This is a genomic window from Pseudomonas baltica, from assembly GCF_031880315.1.
GTDB lineage: Bacteria > Pseudomonadota > Gammaproteobacteria > Pseudomonadales > Pseudomonadaceae > Aquipseudomonas.
This window is the reverse complement of sequence record NZ_CP134771.1, coordinates 260,325-282,408: the sequence shown is the minus strand read 5'-3', so window position 1 is coordinate 282,408 and position 22,084 is coordinate 260,325. Positions and strand designations below refer to the sequence as shown.

The window sequence follows — 22,084 nt, the reverse complement described above, 5'->3', positions numbered from 1 at the left end:
GTCCAGCAAAGATCCCGCAGGCATCACGCCATCCGGATCACTGCCTGATCAACCAGCGATAGCCGTTCAGCGGCCTGGCGCAACAGCACTTCAGTCGCCTCCCAGCCCAGGCAGCCGTCGGTGATCGAGACGCCGTAGCGCAGATTTGCACTGAGCGGCTGGCATCCTTCAAACAGATTGCTTTCGAGCATCGTGCCGACCAGCGAACGATCGCCTTGCAGGCGTTGCGCCAGTACTTCGTTGAACACCTGCGGTTGGCGCAGCGGGTCTTTACCACTGTTGGCGTGGCTGCAGTCGACCACCATGCGGACCGGCAGCTTGGCCTTGATCAGCGCTTCGCGCACTGTGCCGACACTGTGGGCATCGTAGTTGGGGCCGCGATGGCCGCCGCGCAATACCACGTGGCCATCGCCATTGCCGTGGGTTTCGATGATCGCCGGATGGCCGCTGGCATCGACGCCAAAATGGCGGTGCGCATGAGCGGCGCTGCGAATTGCATCACAGGCAACGGCAATCCCGCCGTCGGTGCCGTTCTTGAAGCCTACCGGCATGCTCAGGCCGCTGGCCATTTCCCGGTGGATTTGCGATTCGGTGGTGCGCGCGCCGATGGCGACCCAGCTCAGCAGATCTTCGAAATAGGCCGCCGCCATGGGTTGCAGCAGCTCGGTGGCGATCGGCAGACCGAGGCGCAGCATGTCGAGCATCAGTTCGCGCGACAGGCTGAGGCCGCCGACCATGTCGTCACTGCCGTCCAGGCGCGGGTCGTAGGCCAGGCCTTTCCAGCCGACAGTGGTGCGCGGCTTTTCGACGTAGGCGCGCATCACCAGCAACAGTTGATCGTCGACCTCGCGGGCCAGCTTCGCCAGATGGCGGGCGTATTCGCGGGTGGCTTCAGGGTCGTGCAGAGAGCAGGGGCCGACGATCACCAGCAGGCGCGAGTCGCGGCCTTCAAGTATCGCGCGTACCGCGTCGCGATGGCGGGTGACCTGGCTGGACAGGTGCGAGTCCAGTGGCAGTTGCTGCTTGAGGCTCTGCGCAGTGGGCAGACGCTGGCTCAGGCTGGTGTTGGCGGCCACGGCAGGGGCCTGGGGGTGCAGCTGGGTAGTGAGGGTATGCATGTTCGGTCCTTCGGCTGGCGGCAGGCGGGTGGGCCTGCGTGCAGCGCTTATCGGGTTGTTCGACACATCTGTGCCATATGTTCCGGGTTGCCGCCCGATGAGGTGCGTTCGCTGGCGGCGAGTTGGGCCGAACGCAGGGTGCTAAATCGCCAGGCGGTCGAGGTGCAGTAACGGTGGCAGGTGGTGTAGTTCATGGTGAATCTCCGTAATCGACAGGTATGAAAGGCTGTAAAAAACAAAACCCCCAGTCGGGTGGCCGACTGGGGGTTGAGGGGTTCTCAATGTCCGGCGGCCCTGGGGAGGTGCGCGCCGATGGGTATCAGTCGCGCAAGTGGCTAAACCAATACCCATAATAATAAGAAGCGCAGCCGACCTGAGCGCCCACAGCCACGCCCGTCACCACGCCAGCGGCGTTGCGTACGGTGTGCATGGAATGTGCGTGGGGAGTCGTCATTGGGGCTGCATCTCGTTGATTGCAGCCGAGCTTACTGCAGTGCGGGGCGTCGAAGCAATAGTGGCTTGCAACGGCCCGCGCGGCGACAAACAATGATTGCCAAGCGGGCTCGGCCTGCTGCCTTGAATAAAACTGCCATCATGGGCTAAAGAGGTGCCATGAGCCTGCAATTGATCCCGGCCACATCGCTGGCCGACCTGGCATTCGCGCGAGCGCTGGCGCGGCGCAACATGCTGCCGTATTACGGCGAGTTCGGCCTGTTGTGGGTCGACGATGCCTTCGATGAATGTTGGCAATGGCGGGACAATCGCCTGATCGAGGACGACACCGGGCTGCTGGGTTTCATCAGCCTCAGCGTCGATCAGCGTGCGCTGTTCATCCGCGAATTGCAGATGGTCGAGTCGGCGCGCGGGCGCGGGGTGGGCGGGCTGGTGCTCGAATGGGTGCATGCATTGGCCGTGCAGCGAGGTTTGCCATTGGTGCGCTTGACAGTGTTCAAGAGCAATCCGGCGCAACGGCTCTATCGTCGGCATGGTTTCGAGCAGGTCGGCGAAGATGAGTGCTTCCTGCGCATGGAGCGCCAGGTCGCCGCCAAGGCCGGTGCGCGTCGACCGTGACTGCTGTCCCGTGGCGCGGTGTGGCGCGTCACGGGACAGCCGTTGCCTTCACCCCTCAGGGCGGTAGGGCGATTCAGGGGGGATGACGCCATGCTTCATCCCCAGCAGCACGGCGACCTTGTGCGCTTCACCACGCCTGCCTTTCTTGCGTCCGGCCAGTACCTGATAGGTGGTAGCCGGGTCGACCCCGTGTTCCCTGGCAAATGCCTGTACCGATTTACCCTGGTACTCCAGCCAAGCCTTTGCTTGTGCAGCAGTCCGTATACCGTGCATAGTTCAAATCCGTTTATATCGATTTATTTGTGTTTAGATTTTCACCCTTTTGGGGTGGTCGATAAGGGATTATACATTCAAATGATTGGAATTGGTTCCCGTCTCAGGGAAGAACGCGAGAGGCTCAAGTTGACCCAGCGTGCGTTCGGCGACATCGGTGGCGTGGAGCCGAACGCTCAGGGCAAGTATGAAAGTGGCGAGCGAGCCCCCAAGGCCGACTATCTGGCGGCCGTTGCGGCTCAGGGGGTCGATGTGCTGTACGTCCTCACCGGCCGCCGCGAGCCGCTCGCCGCCGACCGCCACGACCCCAGCGAAAGCCAGTTGCTGACAGCCTATCGACTGATGCCCAACCAGGCCCGCAGCGGTCTGGTGCTGTTGGCGGGCAGCGTGATGGAACTCGCGACAGCGGACAGGCACAAAGCCTGAATGCATGTCCGACATGCATTTTTCTGGCTGGGCAGCAGGGCGCCATTAGCGACTTTCGTGACGCTTTCAGCTAGGTCTAACGACAGATGTTTGTTAATGTAGCGGTCTGATTGCGAAAGCGTAACGAGGAGTGTCTGCTTGATTAGGGTCCTGGTGGTCGACGATCACGATCTGGTTCGCACAGGCATCACTCGGATGCTGGCGGACATAGACGGATTGCAGGTAGTGGGGCAGGCCGAATCCGGTGAGGAAGCCCTGCGCCATGCGCGCGAGCTCAAGCCCGACGTGGTGCTGATGGACGTCAAGATGCCTGGCATCGGCGGCCTCGAAGCCACCCGCAAGCTGCAGCGTAGCTACCCTGACATCAAAGTGGTTGCGGTGACCGTCTGCGAGGAAGATCCATTCCCCACGCGGCTGCTGCAAGCGGGTGCTGCCGGCTACCTGACCAAAGGCGCCGGGCTCGACGAGATGATCCAGGCCATTCGTCTGGTGTTCGCCGGCCAGCGCTATATCAGCCCGCAGATCGCCCAGCAATTGGCGCTCAAGTCATTCCAGCCGCAGACCACGGCGTCGCCTTTCGACCTGCTGTCGGAGCGCGAGATCCAGATCGCGCTGATGATCGTCGGCTGCCAGAAGGTGCAGATCATCTCGGACAAGCTCAACCTGTCGCCCAAGACCGTGAATACCTACCGTTATCGGATTTTCGAAAAGCTCTCGGTGACCAGTGACGTGGAGCTGACCCTGCTGGCCGTGCGACACGGCATGGTCGACGCCAGCGCCTGACTCTATGACAACGCCATTCGATCCCAGCGCCTTTCTGGCCACTTGCAGCGGGCGCCCGGGCGTCTACCAGATGTTCGATGCCGACGCGCGTCTGCTCTACGTCGGCAAGGCCAAGAACCTCAAGAAGCGCCTCGCCAGCTATTTTCGCAAGGCTGGCCTGGCGCCCAAGACGGCAGCCTTGGTCGGGCATATCGCTCAGGTCGACACGACCATCGTCGCCAACGAGACCGAGGCGCTGCTGCTCGAACAGACACTCATCAAAGAGTGGCGACCGCCCTATAACATCCTGCTGCGTGACGATAAGTCCTATCCCTATGTGTTTCTCTCGGATGGGGCCTTCCCGCGGCTGAGCATCCATCGCGGCGCGAAGAAGGCCAAGGGTCGCTATTTCGGGCCTTACCCTAGCGCGGGCGCGATCCGTGAAAGCCTCAGCCTGTTGCAAAAGACCTTTTTCGTCCGGCAGTGCGAAGACAGCTACTACAAGAACCGCACGCGACCTTGTCTGCAATATCAGATCAAACGCTGCAAGGCGCCTTGCGTAGGCCTGGCCGAACCTGCCGATTACGCCGAAGATGTGCGTCACTCGGTGATGTTCCTCGAAGGTCGCAGCCATCAGTTGACCAATGAACTGGTGGTCGACATGGAAAAGGCTTCCATGGCTCTGGATTTCGAGAAGGCCGCCGAGTTGCGCGATCAGGTCGCCCAGTTGCGGCGCATCCAGGATCAGCAGACCATGGAGGGCGGCACCGGCGATATCGACGTGGTCGCCGCCTTCGTCAACCCGGGCGGCGCTTGTGTGCATTTGATCAGCGTGCGCGGCGGGCGCGTATTGGGCAGCAAGAACTTCTTCCCGCAGGTGGGCATCGAGGAGGAGGTGGCCGAGGTCATGTCCGCCTTTTTGGCCCAGTATTATCTGGGCAATGCCGAGCGCGAGCTGCCCAGCGAATTGATCGTCAACGTGGTGCACGAAGACTTCGAGGCGCTGGTGACAGCCATCGACACCCTGCGCGGACGCGAGCTGAGCATCAGTCATCGGGTGCGCGGCACTCGGGCGCGCTGGCAGCAACTGGCAGTGACCAACGCCGAACAGGCGCTGGGCGCACGCCTTGCCAACCGGCAGCACGTTGCCGCGCGCTTCGAGGCCTTGGCTGAAGTGCTCGATCTGGATGAGCCGCCACAGCGGCTTGAATGCTATGACATCAGTCATTCCAGTGGGGAGGCGACAGTGGCGTCTTGCGTGGTATTTGGTCCCGAAGGGCCGATCAAGGCCGATTATCGCCGCTACAATATCGAAGGTGTCACGCCCGGCGATGACTACGCAGCGATGCACCAGGCGCTCACGCGCCGCTTCAAGCGCGCCAAGGAAGGCGAGGGCAAGCTGCCCGATGTACTGCTGGTCGACGGTGGCAAAGGCCAGCTCAACATGGCGCGTGATGTACTTCGAGAACTCGACGTGCCAGACCTGATCCTGCTGGGCGTGGCCAAGGGCACCACTCGCAAGGCCGGCTTCGAAACCCTGTACCTCAATGATGTGGCGCACGAATTCACCTTGAAGGGTGATTCGCCCGCCTTGCACCTGATCCAACAGATTCGCGATGAAGCACACCGATTTGCCATCACTGGCCACCGTGCCCGGCGCGGCAAGACCCGCCGTACCTCCACCCTGGAAGGAGTGGCTGGGGTAGGGCCAAAGCGCCGCCGCGATCTGCTCAAGCATTTCGGCGGATTGCAGGAGCTGAGCCGTGCCAGTATCGAGGAAATCGCTAAAGCGCCAGGAATCAGTAAAAAGCTCGCAGAGTCGATTTATGCAAACCTGCACAGCGAGTAGAATGCCCTCTCACCTTGTAGCCAATTGTGCCAATGAATATCCCCAACCTGATTACCGTGCTGCGCGTCGTCCTGATCCCGATCTTCATTCTGTTGTTCTACATGCCTTACCACTGGAGCTACGCTGCTGCGAGTTCGGTGTTCGCCTTTGCTGCCGCCACCGACTGGCTGGATGGCTATCTGGCCCGCCGGCTGGAGCAAAGCACGCCGTTCGGTGCCTTTCTCGACCCGGTGGCAGACAAGCTCATGGTTGCCGTGGCCCTGGTATTGCTGGTGCAGGCCCATGCCAACGTATGGCTGACGCTGCCAGCGGCGGTGATCATCGGTCGCGAGATCGTGGTCTCGGCATTGCGTGAGTGGATGGCAGAAATCGGGGCGCGGGCGCACGTCGCCGTGTCCAACCTGGGCAAGTGGAAGACTGCGGCGCAGATGGGCGCTCTAGTGATTCTGCTGGCCAATCCGCCCGCGTTCAGCTTCTGGGTGGTGGCCGGTTATGCGCTGTTGCTCGTCGCGGCAGGGCTGACGATCTGGTCCATGCTCAAGTACTTGCGAGCGGCCTGGCCGCATCTGCGCACCACCACGGAAAATAATTAAAACTATTTTGAATCAAGGGGTTGACGCGCTCCTCCGATTCGATAGAATGGCGCCCGTCAACACGACGCGGGAATAGCTCAGTTGGTAGAGCACGACCTTGCCAAGGTCGGGGTCGCGAGTTCGAGTCTCGTTTCCCGCTCCAAATTATGATCTGCAGAGTTCCATTGAAGTCTGTAAGTCATTGAAATCAGGACCTTCGGGTCCTTTTTTCGTTCCAGCGAAATCTGCTGAAAACCACCGCCAGCAAGTCTTTTTAAGTCCATTTTTGAGTCCAGAGTAAAAACGGCGGATTTCACATCGGTTTTTTGCTGGAGGAGCGCACGCGGCGAGCGAAACATCAGGTCCTGACCCTACGTTCAGGAGTTCGATCATGGCGCTTTCAGACCTCACTATTCGGCAAGCTAAAGCCACTGGCAGCCACTACACCATCAATGATATCGATGGACTGTCCCTTGCGGTTTCCGGCGTGGGCGGTAAGTCCTGGCACTTTCGCTACTATTGGGCCGATAAGCAAAAGCGGATGTCTCTCGGAAGCTATCCCGAGGTGAGCCTGCGGGAGGCTCGCGCGCTACGCGATGGTGCACGTGTGCTGCTGAGCAAGGGCGTCAACCCGCGGCTTGATCGCAAACAGAAACGTCAGGCCGTCCAGCTCGCCGATCAGAACATCTTCAAAATCGTTTACGAGAAATGGCTCGATCATCGAGGCCTGGTGCTCAAGGAAGGCCGCCAGAGCACCCTGTCGCAGATTCGTCGCATCTTTACCAAGGATGTTCTGCCCATGATCGGCCGCAGGTCGATCTACGAGCTGCAGCGTCCCGACCTTCTTGATGTTGTCGCACAGATTGAGCGCCGTGGTGCGCTGACTGCGGCGGAGAAGGTCCGCACCTGGTTTCGCCAGCTGTTCCGCTATGCGCTCGTCGTTGTGCCAGGCCTGCAGCAAAATCCTGCGTTTGATCTGGATGTGGTGGCGCTGCCCCAGCCACCCGTTCGACATAATCCGTTTTTGCGGATGGAAGAATTGCCGAGCATGCTGCAGCAGCTGCGCAACTACCCGGGCAGGCTGCAGACGCAATTGGGACTTCGACTCCTGCTGTTGACCGGCGTGCGTACTGGGGAGCTCCGACTTGCCACGCCGGATCAGTTTGATCTGTCGGCGGCTCTGTGGATCATCCCGCCGGAGGTGGTGAAGCAGCTGCAACTTGGGATGCGTAAGGCTGGCAAGCGAGCTAGTGATATCCCTCCATATCTCGTCCCACTATCTGAACAGGCCCTGGAGGTGGTGCGCTATCTTCTGGATCATCTGAGGCCGGCACAGCGATACCTGCTGGCGCATAACAGCAATCTGACCAAGCGCATCAGCGAGAACACGCTAAACGCGGCGCTAAAGCGGATTGGCTATGCGGATCAACTGACGGGGCATGGCATTCGCGGAACCCTCTCGACGGCACTGAACGAAATCGGGTACCCGAAGATTTGGGTGGATGCACAGTTGTCACACACGGACCCCAACAAAGTGAGCTCTGCCTACAATCACGCCGAGTATGTCAGCCAGCGGCGTCGCATGATGCAGGATTGGGCTGATCGGCTCGATCTGTTCGAGCAGAACCGATTTGAGGTCGCGAGCAAGCATCTGACGGTTCGAATCGAGGCGGTACCGCGGACTGCAGCAGGAGAGGGCAATCTAGCCTCGGCCGCAGAAGCTGGAGAGATGCTCGTGCCGGCCAATTCCGAGGCCGCTCCCGTGCCGAAACTGGTTGCGGGGAAACAACGTATCTCGGCTATCACAGGGCCGATGGCGAGCAATCTAGGTACGATTTCGGATCAACGGGAGAAGCTTGAGATCTACAACTCACCACACAACTTGCCGGCCGGAGTTTTCGCTAAGCTATCGGGCAGGTCGCGCCGCTGGATCAGTTACGAGATCAAAGCGAAAAGGGTGTTGGCCCTGGCTTTTGGTAATCTAGGCCACCGGATTCCCGACTGGCACCTGGACCCTACCAAGCATAAGCTCGTGCAAAAGGTCTTGAGCAAATTTCCCCAGGCTGACGCGTGGGAGTTGTACAAAGCTCTTACGAGGTCGGAGGATGCTCTCGAGGGACAGTCGGCTGTCAGTAAGGTGGCCGCAGCGACTATCGAAGAGGTATTTGCAGTCCTCTCTCAAAGCCTAGGAGAATCGCCAGGTCTGCATTAGATAAGGGTTTTCGCTCGACCTCATGTATGGGGTGCAAGGGGTCGAGTGTTCGAATCACTCCGTCCCGACCATTTATTCTGAAGAAATCCAAGCGCTTAGCTGTTCTTGGGTTTTTTTACGTGCGGGAGTTATGTCCCTCCCGCGATTTTGCCCCCACTTTTTGCCCCACCCAGATTTTCGGCCTTTAAACGGCATCCGTGGCTGTTACTCGCAGCGGCCACTTTCGACCTACCGCGAGCGGCTCCGAAAAGCAGCATCCGGCGATCAGGTCGACAGCTACTCCCCACCCACGCCAGGCTAGCCACTAGGAAAGTCCGTGTGACGTGACCATCAGTCACGTCGAACCCTTCACACAAAATCCCCGTGACTGTGCCCGATTCATCGAGCAGGGGCTCGTAAATGAAGTCCAAAAATCGCTGCCCGGAGGCGGCTCCTAGGTAGCTAAGCGAGATGGGGGCGCAGATAAAACCAAGCGCTGTCCTGTCTGGTAAACCTGATCGAGCCATTCATAAAAGCCTTGGCCGGCAAGCTCAGGAAATGCCTCGTAGATCGTTTTGTAGTGGTCAACTGATCCCGGACACTGAATTGAGTTTTTCCTCAGCGACCGCAGGCGCTAGCCCTTCGTTGAACTGATGCGGTCGCCGCCAGTTGTATCGCCCCATTAGGAATCGGCCGATATCCTGTTGCGCTAGCGCAGCGCTCATGTAGCCCACCGTCGGTATCCATTCTGTTTTCAGACTGCGAAACAGCCGCTCCATCGGCGCGTTATCGTGGCAGTTGCCGCGCCGACTCATGCTCTGTGTGAAGCGGTATCGCCATAGTCTTTGGCGGAAACTTCGGCTGCCATATTGGCTGCCCTGGTCGCTATGAAACAGTACGTTTTGCGGCCTGCCACGCTGCTCGTAAGCCATGTCCAGTGCCTTGATTACCAGGTCGGCGTCGGGCTTGGGTGAGAACGCCCAACCCACAACACGGCGGGCACAAAGGTCGATGACAGCTGCTAGATAGTGCCATCGACCTTCGGCCCAAACGTATGTGATGTCACCGCACCAGACCTTGTTTGGGGATGCGACGGTGAATCCTCGATCAAGCACGTTCGGAATATCAGGTCGCTCCACGGTCGCCTTTTTATAGGCATGCGAACCGGGCTGTTTGCTGATCAGGTTCATCTCGCGCATCAACTCGCGCACCTTGAATCGCCCGATCTGCATGCCGTCCTCTTTCATCATCAGCATGATGCTCCGGCTGCCCGCAGCGCTTCGGCTTTGCGTAAACAGCTCGTTCACGCGGCTGCGCAAAACCACCCGTTCGGCATCTGGATACCGGCGTTTTCGGCAGTACGCGTAGTAGCAAGATCGGGTTACTTCAAATACCGAGCACAACAGATCAATCGGCTCTTGAGCCCGCAATTGATCGATTAACGCGAACGCTCGTGTTCCTCGGCCATCAAGAGCGCGGTGGCCTTTTTTAAAATCGATTTCTCTCGTTCTAGCCGATTGATACGGGCTTCGAGTTCCTGGATTTTTTGCTGCTCAGGTGTCAACGCCTTGCTGGTCGGCGTGACGCCGCCACGTTCTTGCTGGAGCTGGTTCACCCAACGACGCAAGGCCGACTCAACCAGCCCAAGCGAACGGGATGCCTCGTTATGGCTGTAGCCTTGGTCGAGCACCAGGCACGCAGCCTCGCGCTTGAACTCAGGGGTAAAGGTACGACGTTGCTTGGTCATCAGACACCTCTCTGTGGCGAGCATTCTCACCTAAATGGGTGTCCGGAATCATTAGACCACTACAAGTTGACCACTACACTGGATACCCAGTCGGTCAACCATATTTCGGTAGCGAGCAAACTCCTCACGCATGCGTGCATCAATTTTTTCCGGCGTCAGGGGCCTGGCGATAAGCATTAGGCCTTTCATGACGTCTGAATATTGTGCAGAGGCCTGCATTCTTGTGACGGCCGTCCGTAATGTCGTCAGTGCCGACTCAGGGGTTGCGCTCTGAGTGAACCATCCGAACCAGGCCGTCAAATCCATGGAGGAAATACCCTGCTCTGCCAGAGGGACGACTTCGGGCCAGTAGGTAAACCGTTGAGCGCTGGTAATGCCGATCGTCCTTATCGGAGCTTCAAGCCTCGGGCTTATGCCCGGATTAGGGACGACAAATGCTGCAGCCAGCGTTTCGCTTCGAAGATCATTCAGCAAGTCCCCAGTCCCTTGATAAGAAACACTGCTCAAAGACGCCCCGGTGCTGTTCGCCAAGGCTGCGACGGCCAGCTGACCAATCGATCCATTAATGGATATGCCAATACTGCGAAAATCGGGGTTGTCATTTACCCATATCAAGTACTTCGCCAGATTTGTCACTGTTTTGGGGACGATAGGTCCTACCACCATTAGGTAAGGGAAATCACCCAGGCTGGCGATGGGTTTGAGATCATGGAGGGGATCGAAGCCTACGTCACTGTGAAGGCTGGGCATAAGGGTCAAAGATGCAGAGATGGCTTGCAGCAGGACAGTCCCATCTGGAATGGCTTTGACGGCGGCAATACTTGCGGTGCGGGTGCTACGGCCTTCAAGGTTGGTCAAAATGTACCGCAGGCCGCCCTGAGCGGCGACTAATGGTAGCAAAGCGTTGGCCAGCTTGCTTCCGGAGGCTCCTGGGGGATAGCCGTAAAGCAGTCGGCCTGTGGGATTGATCGCATTACTCATTACCCGACCGCTGATGCCTGCACTCAGAATTACGCCGGCGGATCCTGCGATAAATGACCTTCGACTGATCAAGGGAGCCCCCTTATATTTGTATTGTAGGTGGTATTAACCAATGCTATCGGCCGCCGATGCTATATCTGGAGGTCGGGTCCATACAGGGTAAGCGGATGGCGAACACACCTTCCGAACTACTGCATTAAGGGCGATTGTGTCCGCGTAAATTTAAGCGGACGCAATTACCCTTAATGTCAGGATCGTCATGCGCCAACGTAAGTCTTATCCGAAATCCTTCAAGTCTCAGGTCGTCAAAGAATGTCAGCAGCCCGGTGTTTCGGTCGCGGCCATTGCGATGAGCCACGGCATCAACGCCAATGTAGTTCGTCGATGGCTGCCCCTTTTTAGCGATCAGCAAGCCAGCACGCTGCCTGCGTTCATTCCGTTGAAAGTGGAACCAAAGCGAAAGGTCGAAGCGCTAGCGACCGTCGAGCTATCACTGGGTCAGCAAACCCTCACCGTCAAATGGCCCATCTCCGATCCTGAAGGCTGTGCCCGTTTTGTCCGTGGTCTCACTCAATGATCCGTATCGACGCCATCTGGCTCTCCACCGAGCCCATGGATATGCGCGCCGGTACCGAGACCGCATTGGCCAGAGTAATTGCGGTGTTCGGTGCGGCGAAGCCGCACTGCGCTTATTTGTTTTCCAATCGTCGGGCCAATCGCATGAAAGTGCTGGTGCATGATGGGATTGGTGTTTGGCTGGCGGCACGCCGGTTGAACCAGGGGAAGTTCCAGTGGCCAGGCATTCGACAAGGTTGCGAGCTGGAACTTGATAGCGAGCAACTTCAGGCCCTGGTACTTGGGCTTGCGTGGCAGCGTGTTGGCGCTGGCGGTGCAATCACGATACTTTAAAAAGGCTGTAATTAACGTCTGAGCCTGCTGCCGCAGGCGGTCTGCTTTGATAAAATCCACGGCATGACTTCCTTGCCCAATCTCGACCAAATGCCCCCCGACCAACTGCGTGCACTCGCTGCGCAGTTGATGTCGCAGGTCGACACCATGGGCAGAAAGAGCCACCGCGATGACACCATCATCGAGCAGTTGACCCACGAGATCACAATCCTCAAACGGCATCGATTTGCCAAGCGCAGCGAGCAGATCAGTCCTGAGCAAGGCAGCTTGCTCGACGACCTGCTTAACACCGACCTTGAGGCTATCGACGCTGAGCTGACGGCACTGCTTCCGGCTTCTGCTCCAGAAGAGCCGCGCCAGAAACCCAAGCGCGCACCGCTGCCGCCGCAGTTCCCACGCACCGTCATTCATCATGAACCAGAAAGCATGCAGTGCACTTGCGGTTGCCACCTTCAGCGCGTCGGCGAGGATGTCAGCGAAAAGCTGGATTACACACCGGGCGTGTTCACCGTTGAACAGCATGTGCGTGGGAAATGGGCCTGCCGTCAGTGCGAAACGCTGATCCAGGCACCGGTGCCGGCCCAAGTGATCGATAAGGGCATCCCAACAGCAGGCCTGCTGGCTCATGTGATGGTGGCGAAGTTCGCTGACCACTTGCCGCTGTATCGGCAGGAGAAAATCTTCGGGCGCGCAGGTTTAGCGATCCCGCGCTCTACACTGGCCCAATGGGTCGGACAGACCGGCGTACAGCTTCAACCCCTGGTTGATGCCTTGCGAGAAGGCGTTTTGGCGCAGCGAGTTGTTCACGCCGACGAAACGCCGGTGCAGATGCTTTCGCCCGGGCTGAAGAAAACGCACCGCGCTTATGTCTGGGCTTACTGCACCACACCGTTTTCGGCGCTCAAGGCTGTGGTTTATGACTTCAGCCCGAGCCGCGCAGGTGAGCATGCGCGTGACTTCCTCGGCGCGTGGAACGGCAAGCTGGTATGCGATGACTTTGCTGGCTACAAGGCTGGATTCGAGAAGGGCATGACCGAAATCGGCTGCATGGCTCACGCCCGACGCAAGTTTTTCGATCTGCACGTGGCGAATAAAAGCCAGTTGGCCGAACAGGCGCTGCACTCGATTGGCGGCTTGTACGAAGTTGAACGCCAAGCGCGAAACATGAGTGACGAGGAGCGCTGTCGAATACGACAGGAAAAAGCAGCGCCATTGGCGAAAGCACTGCAAGACTGGATGCTGACCCAGCGCGATCTTGTGCCCAACGGATCAGCGACGGCCAAAGCCCTGGATTACAGCCTTAAACGCTGGGTAGCGCTGACGCGCTACCTGGAAGATGGGGCCGTCCCCATAGACAACAACCCAGTCGAAAACCAGATCAGACCGTGGGCACTTGGGCGCTCCAACTGGTTGTTTGCCGGATCGCTTCGCAGCGGCAAACGGGCGGCAGCAATCATGAGCTTGATCCAGTCAGCACGGATGAATGGGCATGATCCGTATGCCTATCTCAAAGATGTGCTGACGCGCTTGCCGACGCAGCGGGCGAGCGAGATTGAGCAGCTACTTCCGCATCAGTGGACACCTGCCTGATATGCGCAAGGTGTGTTCCCATCCGCTTATCCCGAGCTGTCTGTGAGTGGAAGGTGGATTTTCTAAAATGGCACGTGGCGGGATGACTACGAAATTCCTACCAGTGGACAGCTGTTAGAAAAATCAGGCGGGTACGCCAAGCACGATATGGGAAGCTTTGATCACTGCGGTCGCGCTGGCTCCCGGCTTGAGGCCCAACTCCTCTACAGCTTCGCGAGTGACGATAGAAAACACTTCAGCGCCGCCTGGGAGTTGAACTACCACCTCAGAATTGACCGCGCCTTCACTGACTCGGATGACCATCCCTTCCAGGCAATTACGCGCTGACAGACGAATATCACTGGAATCGGTCATCAGCATTACCCAGGGAGCTTTGATCAAAGCGACCGCTTCCTTCCCCACCGCTATACCCATGCTCTTGACGCTGGCCATAGTGATGACCGCCACCAATTGCTCACCACCCGCGAGGGTCAGCACTACTTCAGCATTGACGGCACCTTCCTGGAGTTCACTCACCGTACCTTTGAACACGTTGCGTGCACTGACTTTCATCGAACGACTTCCTTTTATCTGGGGGATTAAAAACTGTCGCTCATGATCGGAACTTGCGCTGTGTGAATACAACCATAGCGCGCAGAGAAAATTTACGCCTGAACGTATACCCAAGCCGTCAATCCTGATGCCAGCGCAACCGACACGCGTTTGTAATCTGCGACTTCATAGGCATCGGCAGCGGCAAGCTCTTGTTCGTCGATCTGGAAGACAGTGCCTGCTACTTTGTCTGCGTCGTTGTGGCTTGGGGTGATAATCGGGTGATGAGTCTTCCCGCTTGCTGCAAGCACGTCGGGGTCGGTGATCTCGACCCATGATTGCGAGTACCCAAGCATTTGATCAGCTTCACCAGTCAGTTCCCGGCCAAAATTTGCCCGTTGCACTGCTTTGTCTTGCAAAGTGCCGTACGAAAAGAGCAGCACGGGGAATTCGGTAGACGCTTTCATTACGTTCTCTTCAGTAAGGTTTAGATGTTCAAGCCAGTAAATCTTCATAGAACGCGCCGTAAGGCTTACTTGGATGGGCGATCTGGATCTCCAGAATCCACAGCCCGGCATTCGGACACTGCTCGAAGTCTCCAAGGTCACCGCCACGGTGAACTGCGTGCGGAAAATCGCTTACCCGATGGCCTTTGATATTGAGGTTCAACCGCCAGCCCATGGCGTTGGCCTGATCTTCGGCGTAGCGATACAGCTCAAGCCCGGCAACGCGTTCATTTTTCCAGAGTGCTTGAACCCGCTCAAACAGAGTCTTGGCTGCAATCGCACATGCCTTCATATCCGGATCTGCGCCCGTGACGAAGGTCTCGCCCGCATCCCCTTCGTGGCCCTGCCACACAGCACCCATGTCGATGAAAAAAATATCGTCTTCGCCGAGTACCGGGTCACCCTCAGACCGCTCTTTGAAAGTCTTCAGCGTGTTAGCGCCAAAGCGGATCAGCAATGGATGCCAGATTCGTTGCATCTCCAGCCCCGCCAGCACCTGCTTTCCAAGCTCTCTGGCCTCGGATTCCAGCATGCCAGGCTGAATCTGTTGCGATAGCAATCGGATCGCACGCCATGTCATTGATTGAGCGTGACGCATGGAGTCGATGCTGTAGGTCGTGCCGACGGCCTCTTTGGGTTGTGCGTTCAACGAGTTTCTCCTTGGATCTAAGGAGACGCTGAACAATTAACCCCGTTCGCACCGCCCCCGTTTCCAAGTCGTTTTTTTCAACCTGCCAACCTTGTTTTACGTTTCCGGGGCAGGTTTCTCCCCTCATTTTGCTGATCTACGGGCCAGTCCCGTCTTTCAGACGGATTTATCCCGCCGCCCGTTGCAAATACCGCTTGGCCAGCATCAGATTGGCCAACCCAAACAAACTGAACAACTGCGCCGTATTCTTTTCCAGCCCACGGTAGCGAACCTTGCGATGATTGAAGCGCACCTTGATTACCTGGAAGGGGTGCTCGACCTTGGCACGCAGTTGCGCCTTGGCATATTCAATTTTGCGCTTGACCCGATAGAGCACGCTGCCTTCGCCGTGCTGCTTGTAACTGCTTGGCCGTGCTGCAATCGACCAGATAACGTCCCGTTCAGCATGCTCCGGTCGCTTGGCCGCACCGGTGTATCCAGCGTCACCCGAAACATAGGTTTCGTCACCGTGCAGCAACTGATCAACCTGGGTGACATCCGCCACGTTAGCAGCCGTACCTATTACGCTGTGCACCAGCCCCGACGTGGCGTCGACACCAATGTGGGCCTTCATCCCAAAGTGCCACTGATTACCTTTTTTAGCCTGATGCATCTCGGGATCACGCTTGCCTTCTCGATTCTTGACCGAGGGCGGCGCGGCGATCAGGGTAGCGTCGACGATAGTGCCTTCCTTGAGCAGCAGACCTCGGCTGGCCAGATGCTGGTTAATCGTTTCAAACAGCACTCGTGTCAGCTGATGGGTTTCCAGCAAGCGACGAAATCGCAGTAGGGTGGTGGCATCCGGTGCCGACTCACGGCCCAGGTCGATGCCGATAAAACCACGAATGGCCTGGCTGTCGTAGACGGCATCTTCGGTACCTTCATCGGAGAAACCAAAACACTGCTGCACGACATACATGCGCAGCATGCGCGACAACCCGATCGCCGGGCGCCCGCGCTTGCCTGTGGTGTCGCTATAGAATGGAGCCACTTGCGCCTCAAGTTGTGCCCAGGGCACCAGCTGTTCAAGGTCAGCCAAGAAGCGGTCGCGACGAGTCTGCTTTTTCTTGCCGGTGTATTCGAGTTCGGAGAAGGTCTTCTGCACGCGCGTAACAGGCTCACGGAGAGGGGGGTGGTTGAAGGTGCTCAGTGTGCCAAGGCTACGGGCTGTTGGCTATTTTTGCAGCGGCTCCCTAAGTCTATCGTTATATTGATAACTATATAGCGATACGCGCGGTAACAGAAAGCAGCAGGCCTGTACGAAATGGAAACGCCTTGGTGGATCTGATCGGTGCAAGCGCAGCCATCGACCAAGGCGTCTAGGAATTCAACGCATTGCGCCTATGCCGATCAAGTGATCAACGTGTCGACTGAAGATTGCTCAACGCTGTCATTCGCTCCGTCAAGTCACCCAGCGCTAAAAGCGCGGCTCTGGAAAGCTGGCGATGGGACGCAACGCAGACTGACAACACCGGATGGCTGACGTGTATCCCGGTAAGCGGCACGAAAGCGATAGTGTTTTCCGCTACCTCACTGGCGACATCGAGCCATGAAAGAATACCAATCCCCACCCCTTGACGGATAAGCGAACGCATCATGCGCAAGTCATTGCAGGCCACTCGCTGCCTGACATCGAGTTGCAATTGGTTGTGCAACGCGCGTACGTGTTTGTGCACGACTAAAGGCTCGGCTGGGAAAATGACGGTCTCGTTCTGGGTTTCACTGAGTCGAACGCTCGACTTACGGGCCAGCGAATGGGAGATCGGCATAGCGATGCCCATTTTGATCTCCGTGCTGGCGCTTATGCTTAGATCTGCGCTGGCCACTGCATCCAGTACAAAGCCGAAATCGACCTCAGCTGCCGCGATCATTTGCGCGACTTTCTGGTTATCCGCCACTTTCATCCCGAAGGTCAGGCCGGGATATTCCTTCATCAACGCGGCCACCGCTTCGACAACGATGCCCTCACTGAGCGCATCGATTAGCCCAATGTCTACATGACCTCTTCGCAAACCCTGCATTTCGTCGATCTGCTCCCTTGTGCGGGCATAGTCCTTCTGCCAGCGGCGTGCATTGGTCAACAACAGCTCGCCTGCCGAGGTTAGTCTCAACCCGCTTGGCAGCCGCTCGAATAACGGGACGCCGAGTTCTTCTTCAGCCTTCAGGATCTGTCTGTCGATGGCCGATGCAGACACGTGCAGAACCTCCGCCGCGCGGCGGATGCTGCGGTGGTTGGCGACTTCCACGAAATACCGGGTGAAACGTGAGAACGGGAACATGTGTTGCCTTTTTTGCAACGCGATGATGAAAAAACGGTGTTTGAGTTCATCACGCCACAATTCTAAAGTCCATCGCAAATGCGCCTGAGAGCGCTTGGAATCGGGCCGTACCCCACAGCTGATGAGACTCTTCGATATGATCAAAGACCGCACACTCCCACTCAATTGCACCTTCATCGAAAGCGACTGGCGCATTCTGGCGGCACACTGGTATCCCATCGCGCAAAGCCTTGCCGTGCAAGCAGAGCCAATCAAGGCCATGCTGCTGGACGAGCCGTTGGTGATCTACCGAATCGACGATGATCTGGTGGTGGCACGAGACGTTTGCCCGCATCGTGGCGTGCCGCTGAGCATGGGCAAAAGCGATGGCCAGGGCGTGGTCTGTGCTTACCACGGCTTGCGCTTCGGTCATGGCGGTCGATGCAACAAAGTCCCTGCCAGTCCCAGCGCTGCTATCCCCTCTCGCATGCAGCTTTTTACCTACCCGGCAGTTGAACGCTATGGTCTAGTCTGGACGTGTCTCGATCCACAAGAAGACACCGTAGATATCCCGAAAATGCCACATTGGGATGAGCCCGAGTTTCAACAAATCGTATGCCCAAGCATCGACATCCAGGCGTTTGCCGGACGCCAGGTAGAAGGATTCCTGGATGTCGCGCATTTTGGCTTCGTTCACACCGAGACGTTTGGTGATCCTAACAACACGGAAATCACGCCATACCGTCCAGTCGAAACGCCAAAAGGCTTTGAAACCCATTATCGCAGCACCGTGGGCAACTACCCCATTGGGGTCGATGGCAGAGCACCTGACGGTTTTAACTGGTTGCGACATTTCGAAGTTCATCTACCGTTTACAGCCACGCTGACGGTGCATTTTCCGGATGACGGGCGCCTGGTTATCATGAATGCTGCGTCTCCAGTCTCGGCAAAGGTCACACGGATGTTTGCGCCTATTGCCCGTAATTTTGACAAAGATCTGCCTGTGGAGGATACGCACGCCTTCAACTTGCGGGTGTTCGAAGAAGACCGGCTGATTGTCGAATCGCAAAAACCCGAACGCCTTCCGCTGGATCCTGCGCTGGAGGTTCACATACCCGCCGACATGAGTTCGATTGCCTACCGCAGAGGGCTACGCAGTCAGGGTCTTAGCCAGTTCTTTTTGAGCTGAGGAATAGGCCATGACACGATTGAAGGTCAAAGTGACTGAAATGGCGGCGCAAGGCGCTTCAAACATCAGTATTCGTCTGGAGCCGATCTACGGCCAGACACTGCCCGGCTTCGAAGCCGGTGCGCATGTCGATGTCTTCCTGGCCAACGGATTGATTCGGCAATACTCAATCGCCAGTGCCCCGTTCATGGACGATCACTACGAGCTTTGCGTAAAACTTGATTCGGCATCGCGTGGTGGCTCGCGATTCGTACATGAGCATCTGGCGGTGGGGGACGAGCTTGAAATATCCCTACCGCGCAATCTGTTCGCGTTGCAACCAGCCCGGCACTACATATTAATCGCGGCAGGAATTGGTATTACGCCGTTAATTTCGATGGCGGCAGAGCTAGACCGAAAGCAGCTGTCCTTTTCACTGCATTACTACACACGCACCTTGGCGGATGTGGCATTCGGCGAGAGGCTGGCAAGCTATCTGGGTACGTCACAAGTGCATCTTCATCAAAGCTATGCCGGACGTAGTCCACGACAATATCTACCAGAGGATCTGCAACGTCCTAGCGCTGAGCAACTCGTATATCTCTGTGGCCCCGCTGAGTTCATGGTGCATGTGGAACAAAGTGCGAAGCTGTCTGGATGGGCCCCTGAGCGCATTATCAAGGAGGCATTTTCACCCACCGCTGTAATAGCTGACGTGGGGGCCGACACATTTGAAATCGAACTGAAGTCGACCGGTGCCGTGTACACGGTACATGGTGAACAATCCATCGCCCGCGTATTGCTCGATGCAGGTGTGGATGTGCCAGTTTCCTGCGAGCAGGGGATGTGCGGCGCATGCCTGACTGGCGTACTTTCTGGGGAGCCCGAACACCTAGACATGGTGATGACTGATGAGGAACATGCGTTGAACAACCGGATGACGCTTTGTTGTTCGAGAAGCCGCTCAGATCGCTTGGTGCTGGATTTGTAGCTTTTTCATTAGCTATCCGGACGTGGGTTTGACGAATGTCTTTGTAGTGTTGGGAGTGACCTGCGTAAGTCGGTACAGCTCGTTGTAGCAGGTTGCCTCATCGTGCCTTGCGGGTTCCTGCGGTGACAACCAGATCAGATCGTTGACAAGGAACGGTTGCGGAAAATTCATTTCATGTGTGCGTTGTCTCTGTGCTGCGCGTCGTTCCTAGCGACCAGGGCACTAGCGGGCGAGCCCTCCACTAGCCTGAATGTGTCGGGAGCGGAGGATATCGATTCGACCCACCATCTAATATGGGCAAGTATCCAGAGAGTAAACCTGCGCCGTAGTTCCGATTCATTGCTGGTTAAGTCGAATGCAAACGACTGGTCAAGTCATGCAATTACGCAAAAGGTTAGGTGTGGTCGCCATCCGCTTACCATACAGGAGCGCGTCGAGGAGGTCTGACCTGCTGGGCGATCCTGTTCGCCAAGGTCGACACGAAAACTATTAACCGGCACAACGTTGCCTGAGCGACAGATATTGATCATAGATCTTCAATATCTTGGCTGAGCGCAAAGCGCTGCGCTGCGCCATCTTGCGCCAGCCATTGCATCAGCTCTTGGCCGGTCAGGGGATGCGCTATGAAGAAACCTTGGCCTTCACTGCAACCCCACGCTTTAACGGTGTCGAAGTTCGCCTGATTTTCGATTCCCTCGACCACCACTTTGTAACCCAGGCGTTGAGCCAAATCGATGAGTGTAGTCACCAGTCGCCGATCTTTCTCTTGGCTCTGAATGTCCTTTATCAAGGATCTGTCTAGTTTTACCGCAGTGGCAGGCAGCTCCTTTAAATAGGTCCAGTTGCTGTAACCGGTGCCGAAATCGTCGATTGAGATATCGATACCTAATGCGCGCAAGCGCTCCAGTTGGAGCCGGACCTCGGCGAGGTTCTTGATCAGCGCACCTTCGGTAAATTCGATTTCCAATGCCGAACCTTCCAGTTGGAAGCGTTCAAGGAATTCGAACAGCTTGTCGGTAAAAGCCGGGCCCTCAAGATCGCTGGGGCTGATATTGATAGCCACCTTGAAGTGATAGCCGTTTTCCCGCCACTGCTTGGCTTGTTTGATTGCGGCCTCGACGACCCAGAGGCTCAAGAGCCGTATAAGCTCGGTTTTTTCCGCCAGGGGCACAAACTCGGCAGGCCCGATCGGCCCCAGGGTCGGGTGCGTCCAGCGCAATAATGCCTCTACGGCGCAGCATGTACCCGTCTCGAAGTTGATCCTGGGCTGGAAGACTAGATTCAGTTGCTCCCGGTCCTCTAGCGCAGAGGACAGAGAACTTAGCAGCCTGAATGCCCTTTGCTGGGCAACATCGAGTTCACCCTGATACATGGACCAACCGATACCGAGGTCTCGGGCGTTGTCGGCTGCGCTCACCGCCAGCCGGACCCAGTCGCGCTCATTGAGGCTGATCGTATCTAGTTGCAATGCGCCCATGCCCATCTGAGTTCGGATCGGTATGCCGTTGTGTATGACCGGCATCGCAAAGGCCGCCGATAACATGGAGAACAAAGTCGATAGGCACTCTTCGCGTGATTTGATGAACGCGAATCGCGTCAAGCCGATTCTGTACAGTACGCAATCCTGACCGATCAACGCGCTCAGGCGGCGGCCTATTTCTTTGACCAGATGTTGAGGAAACGAATAACCCAGCGCCTTCACGATATCGTTCAGAAATAGCGGCGAGAGGAAATCCACTGCAATCAGCAGGGGCTCTTCACCTGCGCTTAAGTGCCTATGGATGTCGTCTTCCAGGCGAACTCTGTTCATCAGGCCGGTGGGCCGATCAATAAACGATGTAGTGCGCAGTTCATGCAGCCTGTAGACCACCAATTCGCCCAGTTGATGCAAGGTCGCCCGTTGTCTGGCAGACATGGGGTCGCGCGGTTGCCTGTCGATGATGCACAGGCTCCCAAGTGCAAGACCATCGGGGGTGCGTAATGGCACTCCCGCGTAATATCTGATCTCCGGCTCGCCCGTCACCAGCACGTTATGCCTGAACCTAGGGTCAAGGAGAGCGTTCGGTACCTCAAGAAACTCATCGACCAATATGGTGTGGCCGCAGAATGAAATATCTCGAGGGGTCGAGGAAACAGCAATGCCCACCTTGGCCAGGAACCATTGTTGCTGTTCTTCGAGTATGGAAATCAGCGATATCGGTACGCCGAAGCTTTCGGCGGCCAAGGCCACGATACGGTCCAGTACTTCGTCTTGGACCGTGTCGAGGTAGCACAGCTCAGTTACCCGCTGGGCACGGGGTATCTCGTTGTCAGGGTAGGGGGCGGCAAAATGTGTAATCACTGATCTTCACCCAGCGAGTTGTTCGCCACGAGGGGAGCCTTGCGCGCAGTGGAAAGCAAATTAAAGATAGGTCACCGTGAGCCTTCGGGCATCACAGATTGTCTGGACGCCC

At 57.2% G+C, this 22,084-nt stretch carries 22 protein-coding genes and 1 tRNA gene; 12 read left to right on the top strand and 11 right to left on the bottom strand.

The genetic code is table 11. From position 1 onward, the window contains the following. Positions 1–23: 23 nt before the first annotated feature. On the bottom strand, positions 24–1,118 hold the full coding sequence (locus REH34_RS01345) for a 3-deoxy-7-phosphoheptulonate synthase (protein WP_226502792.1): 1,095 nt from the start codon (positions 1,116–1,118) through the stop codon (positions 24–26). A 47-nt stretch (positions 1,119–1,165) separates the two neighbouring features. Then, positions 1,166–1,312, bottom strand: coding sequence for a hypothetical protein (locus REH34_RS01340; protein ID WP_226502791.1), 147 nt, complete (start codon positions 1,310–1,312; stop codon positions 1,166–1,168). A gap of 418 nt (positions 1,313–1,730) precedes the next feature. Here REH34_RS01340 and REH34_RS01335 point away from each other — a divergent pair, with 418 nt between their 5' ends. Beyond that, complete coding sequence (locus tag REH34_RS01335; protein ID WP_226502790.1) at positions 1,731–2,189, top strand: N-acetyltransferase; 459 nt, start codon at positions 1,731–1,733, stop codon at positions 2,187–2,189. 48 nt (positions 2,190–2,237) lie between these two features. Here REH34_RS01335 and REH34_RS01330 read toward each other — a convergent pair whose 3' ends face one another. Further along, the gene (locus REH34_RS01330) at positions 2,238–2,462 is read right to left on the bottom strand and encodes a DNA-binding protein (RefSeq protein WP_226502789.1); all 225 of its coding nucleotides are present in this window, start codon (positions 2,460–2,462) and stop codon (positions 2,238–2,240) included. An 81-nt stretch (positions 2,463–2,543) separates the two neighbouring features. On the opposite strand from REH34_RS01330, the gene REH34_RS01325 reads away from it, so the two are divergent. From REH34_RS01325 to REH34_RS01300, 6 genes are all read left to right on the top strand, one after another. Then, a complete protein-coding gene (locus REH34_RS01325) occupies positions 2,544–2,888 on the top strand; it encodes a helix-turn-helix domain-containing protein (protein WP_226502788.1) in 345 nt (114 codons plus the stop codon). Between the two features lie 138 nt (positions 2,889–3,026). After that, positions 3,027–3,671 (top strand): UvrY/SirA/GacA family response regulator transcription factor, encoded by a 645-nt coding sequence (gene uvrY / locus REH34_RS01320; protein WP_226502787.1) that lies wholly within the window; start codon positions 3,027–3,029, stop codon positions 3,669–3,671. Between the two features lie 4 nt (positions 3,672–3,675). After that, positions 3,676–5,499, top strand: a complete 1,824-nt coding sequence (gene uvrC / locus REH34_RS01315; protein WP_311970470.1) for an excinuclease ABC subunit UvrC — start codon at positions 3,676–3,678, stop codon at positions 5,497–5,499. Between the two features lie 32 nt (positions 5,500–5,531). Further along, entirely contained in the window at positions 5,532–6,092 is a 561-nt protein-coding gene (gene pgsA / locus REH34_RS01310) for a CDP-diacylglycerol--glycerol-3-phosphate 3-phosphatidyltransferase (protein WP_226502785.1), read from the top strand. Positions 6,093–6,158: 66 nt separating this feature from the next. After that, positions 6,159–6,234, top strand: a tRNA-Gly gene (locus tag REH34_RS01305). Between the two features lie 228 nt (positions 6,235–6,462). After that, on the top strand, positions 6,463–8,283 hold the full coding sequence (locus tag REH34_RS01300; protein WP_311970469.1) for an integrase arm-type DNA-binding domain-containing protein: 1,821 nt from the start codon (positions 6,463–6,465) through the stop codon (positions 8,281–8,283). 563 nt (positions 8,284–8,846) lie between these two features. Here REH34_RS01300 and REH34_RS01295 read toward each other — a convergent pair. Further along, positions 8,847–10,009, bottom strand: a protein-coding gene (locus REH34_RS01295) for an IS3 family transposase (RefSeq protein ID WP_311970468.1) whose coding sequence is annotated in 2 segments (ribosomal slippage) — positions 8,847–9,754 and positions 9,754–10,009 — 1,164 coding nt in all. Because the reading frame shifts where the segments join, the coding sequence is not laid out codon by codon here. A 51-nt stretch (positions 10,010–10,060) separates the two neighbouring features. Beyond that, entirely contained in the window at positions 10,061–10,990 is a 930-nt protein-coding gene (locus REH34_RS01290; protein ID WP_311970467.1) for a tripartite tricarboxylate transporter substrate-binding protein, read from the bottom strand. Between the two features lie 259 nt (positions 10,991–11,249). Here REH34_RS01290 and tnpA point away from each other — a divergent pair, with 259 nt between their 5' ends. The 3 genes from tnpA (at position 11,250) to tnpC (ending at position 13,489) form a co-directional block, all read left to right on the top strand. Next, positions 11,250–11,567, top strand: coding sequence for an IS66-like element accessory protein TnpA (tnpA, locus tag REH34_RS01285; protein ID WP_154951035.1), 318 nt, complete (start codon positions 11,250–11,252; stop codon positions 11,565–11,567). Next, positions 11,564–11,899 carry an IS66 family insertion sequence element accessory protein TnpB gene (tnpB, locus tag REH34_RS01280; RefSeq protein WP_154951037.1) on the top strand — a complete coding sequence of 112 codons (336 nt, stop codon included), beginning with the start codon at positions 11,564–11,566 and terminating at the stop codon, positions 11,897–11,899. Before tnpA ends, tnpB begins: the two co-directional genes overlap by 4 nt. Positions 11,900–11,962: 63 nt before the next feature. Continuing rightward, complete coding sequence (tnpC, locus tag REH34_RS01275; RefSeq protein ID WP_311970466.1) at positions 11,963–13,489, top strand: IS66 family transposase; 1,527 nt, start codon at positions 11,963–11,965, stop codon at positions 13,487–13,489. A 123-nt stretch (positions 13,490–13,612) separates the two neighbouring features. On the opposite strand, the gene REH34_RS01270 is transcribed toward tnpC, so the two are convergent. From REH34_RS01270 to REH34_RS01250, 5 genes are all read right to left on the bottom strand, one after another. Next, positions 13,613–14,041, bottom strand: coding sequence for a molybdopterin-binding protein (locus REH34_RS01270; protein WP_122708953.1), 429 nt, complete (start codon positions 14,039–14,041; stop codon positions 13,613–13,615). Positions 14,042–14,133: 92 nt separating this feature from the next. Next, positions 14,134–14,487 carry a gamma-glutamylcyclotransferase family protein gene (locus REH34_RS01265; protein ID WP_122708954.1) on the bottom strand — a complete coding sequence of 118 codons (354 nt, stop codon included), beginning with the start codon at positions 14,485–14,487 and terminating at the stop codon, positions 14,134–14,136. A gap of 28 nt (positions 14,488–14,515) precedes the next feature. Continuing rightward, positions 14,516–15,175 carry a M24 family metallopeptidase gene (locus REH34_RS01260; protein ID WP_122708955.1) on the bottom strand — a complete coding sequence of 220 codons (660 nt, stop codon included), beginning with the start codon at positions 15,173–15,175 and terminating at the stop codon, positions 14,516–14,518. Between the two features lie 166 nt (positions 15,176–15,341). Beyond that, complete coding sequence (locus tag REH34_RS01255; RefSeq protein WP_095178734.1) at positions 15,342–16,319, bottom strand: IS5-like element IS52 family transposase; 978 nt, start codon at positions 16,317–16,319, stop codon at positions 15,342–15,344. A 253-nt stretch (positions 16,320–16,572) separates the two neighbouring features. Further along, positions 16,573–17,553: a LysR family transcriptional regulator gene (locus REH34_RS01250; protein WP_240055811.1), complete on the bottom strand. Its 981-nt coding sequence runs from the start codon at positions 17,551–17,553 to the stop codon at positions 16,573–16,575. Between the two features lie 76 nt (positions 17,554–17,629). On the opposite strand from REH34_RS01250, the gene REH34_RS01245 reads away from it, so the two are divergent. Beyond that, positions 17,630–18,661 carry an aromatic ring-hydroxylating dioxygenase subunit alpha gene (locus REH34_RS01245; RefSeq protein WP_154951041.1) on the top strand — a complete coding sequence of 344 codons (1,032 nt, stop codon included), beginning with the start codon at positions 17,630–17,632 and terminating at the stop codon, positions 18,659–18,661. A gap of 10 nt (positions 18,662–18,671) precedes the next feature. After that, positions 18,672–19,631 carry a PDR/VanB family oxidoreductase gene (locus REH34_RS01240; RefSeq protein ID WP_154951044.1) on the top strand — a complete coding sequence of 320 codons (960 nt, stop codon included), beginning with the start codon at positions 18,672–18,674 and terminating at the stop codon, positions 19,629–19,631. A gap of 526 nt (positions 19,632–20,157) precedes the next feature. Here REH34_RS01240 and REH34_RS01235 read toward each other — a convergent pair. Continuing rightward, positions 20,158–21,972 carry a sensor domain-containing phosphodiesterase gene (locus REH34_RS01235; RefSeq protein ID WP_311970465.1) on the bottom strand — a complete coding sequence of 605 codons (1,815 nt, stop codon included), beginning with the start codon at positions 21,970–21,972 and terminating at the stop codon, positions 20,158–20,160. Positions 21,973–22,084 lie beyond the last annotated feature (112 nt).

What these genes read in the sequence shown, in the direction of transcription:
- REH34_RS01345 (WP_226502792.1), bottom strand. Translation starts at nt 1,118, where the DNA reads ATGCATACCCTCACTACCCAGCTGCACCCCCAGGCCCCTGCCGTGGCC.
- REH34_RS01340 (WP_226502791.1), bottom strand. Translation starts at nt 1,312, where the DNA reads ATGAACTACACCACCTGCCACCGTTACTGCACCTCGACCGCCTGGCGA.
- REH34_RS01335 (WP_226502790.1), top strand. Translation starts at nt 1,731, where the DNA reads ATGAGCCTGCAATTGATCCCGGCCACATCGCTGGCCGACCTGGCATTC.
- REH34_RS01330 (WP_226502789.1), bottom strand. Translation starts at nt 2,462, where the DNA reads ATGCACGGTATACGGACTGCTGCACAAGCAAAGGCTTGGCTGGAGTAC.
- REH34_RS01325 (WP_226502788.1), top strand. Translation starts at nt 2,544, where the DNA reads ATGATTGGAATTGGTTCCCGTCTCAGGGAAGAACGCGAGAGGCTCAAG.
- uvrC (WP_311970470.1), top strand. Translation starts at nt 3,676, where the DNA reads ATGACAACGCCATTCGATCCCAGCGCCTTTCTGGCCACTTGCAGCGGG.
- pgsA (WP_226502785.1), top strand. Translation starts at nt 5,532, where the DNA reads ATGAATATCCCCAACCTGATTACCGTGCTGCGCGTCGTCCTGATCCCG.
- REH34_RS01300 (WP_311970469.1), top strand. Translation starts at nt 6,463, where the DNA reads ATGGCGCTTTCAGACCTCACTATTCGGCAAGCTAAAGCCACTGGCAGC.
- REH34_RS01290 (WP_311970467.1), bottom strand. Translation starts at nt 10,990, where the DNA reads ATGAGTAATGCGATCAATCCCACAGGCCGACTGCTTTACGGCTATCCC.
- tnpA (WP_154951035.1), top strand. Translation starts at nt 11,250, where the DNA reads ATGCGCCAACGTAAGTCTTATCCGAAATCCTTCAAGTCTCAGGTCGTC.
- tnpB (WP_154951037.1), top strand. Translation starts at nt 11,564, where the DNA reads ATGATCCGTATCGACGCCATCTGGCTCTCCACCGAGCCCATGGATATG.
- tnpC (WP_311970466.1), top strand. Translation starts at nt 11,963, where the DNA reads ATGACTTCCTTGCCCAATCTCGACCAAATGCCCCCCGACCAACTGCGT.
- REH34_RS01270 (WP_122708953.1), bottom strand. Translation starts at nt 14,041, where the DNA reads ATGAAAGTCAGTGCACGCAACGTGTTCAAAGGTACGGTGAGTGAACTC.
- REH34_RS01265 (WP_122708954.1), bottom strand. Translation starts at nt 14,487, where the DNA reads ATGAAAGCGTCTACCGAATTCCCCGTGCTGCTCTTTTCGTACGGCACT.
- REH34_RS01245 (WP_154951041.1), top strand. Translation starts at nt 17,630, where the DNA reads ATGATCAAAGACCGCACACTCCCACTCAATTGCACCTTCATCGAAAGC.
- REH34_RS01240 (WP_154951044.1), top strand. Translation starts at nt 18,672, where the DNA reads ATGACACGATTGAAGGTCAAAGTGACTGAAATGGCGGCGCAAGGCGCT.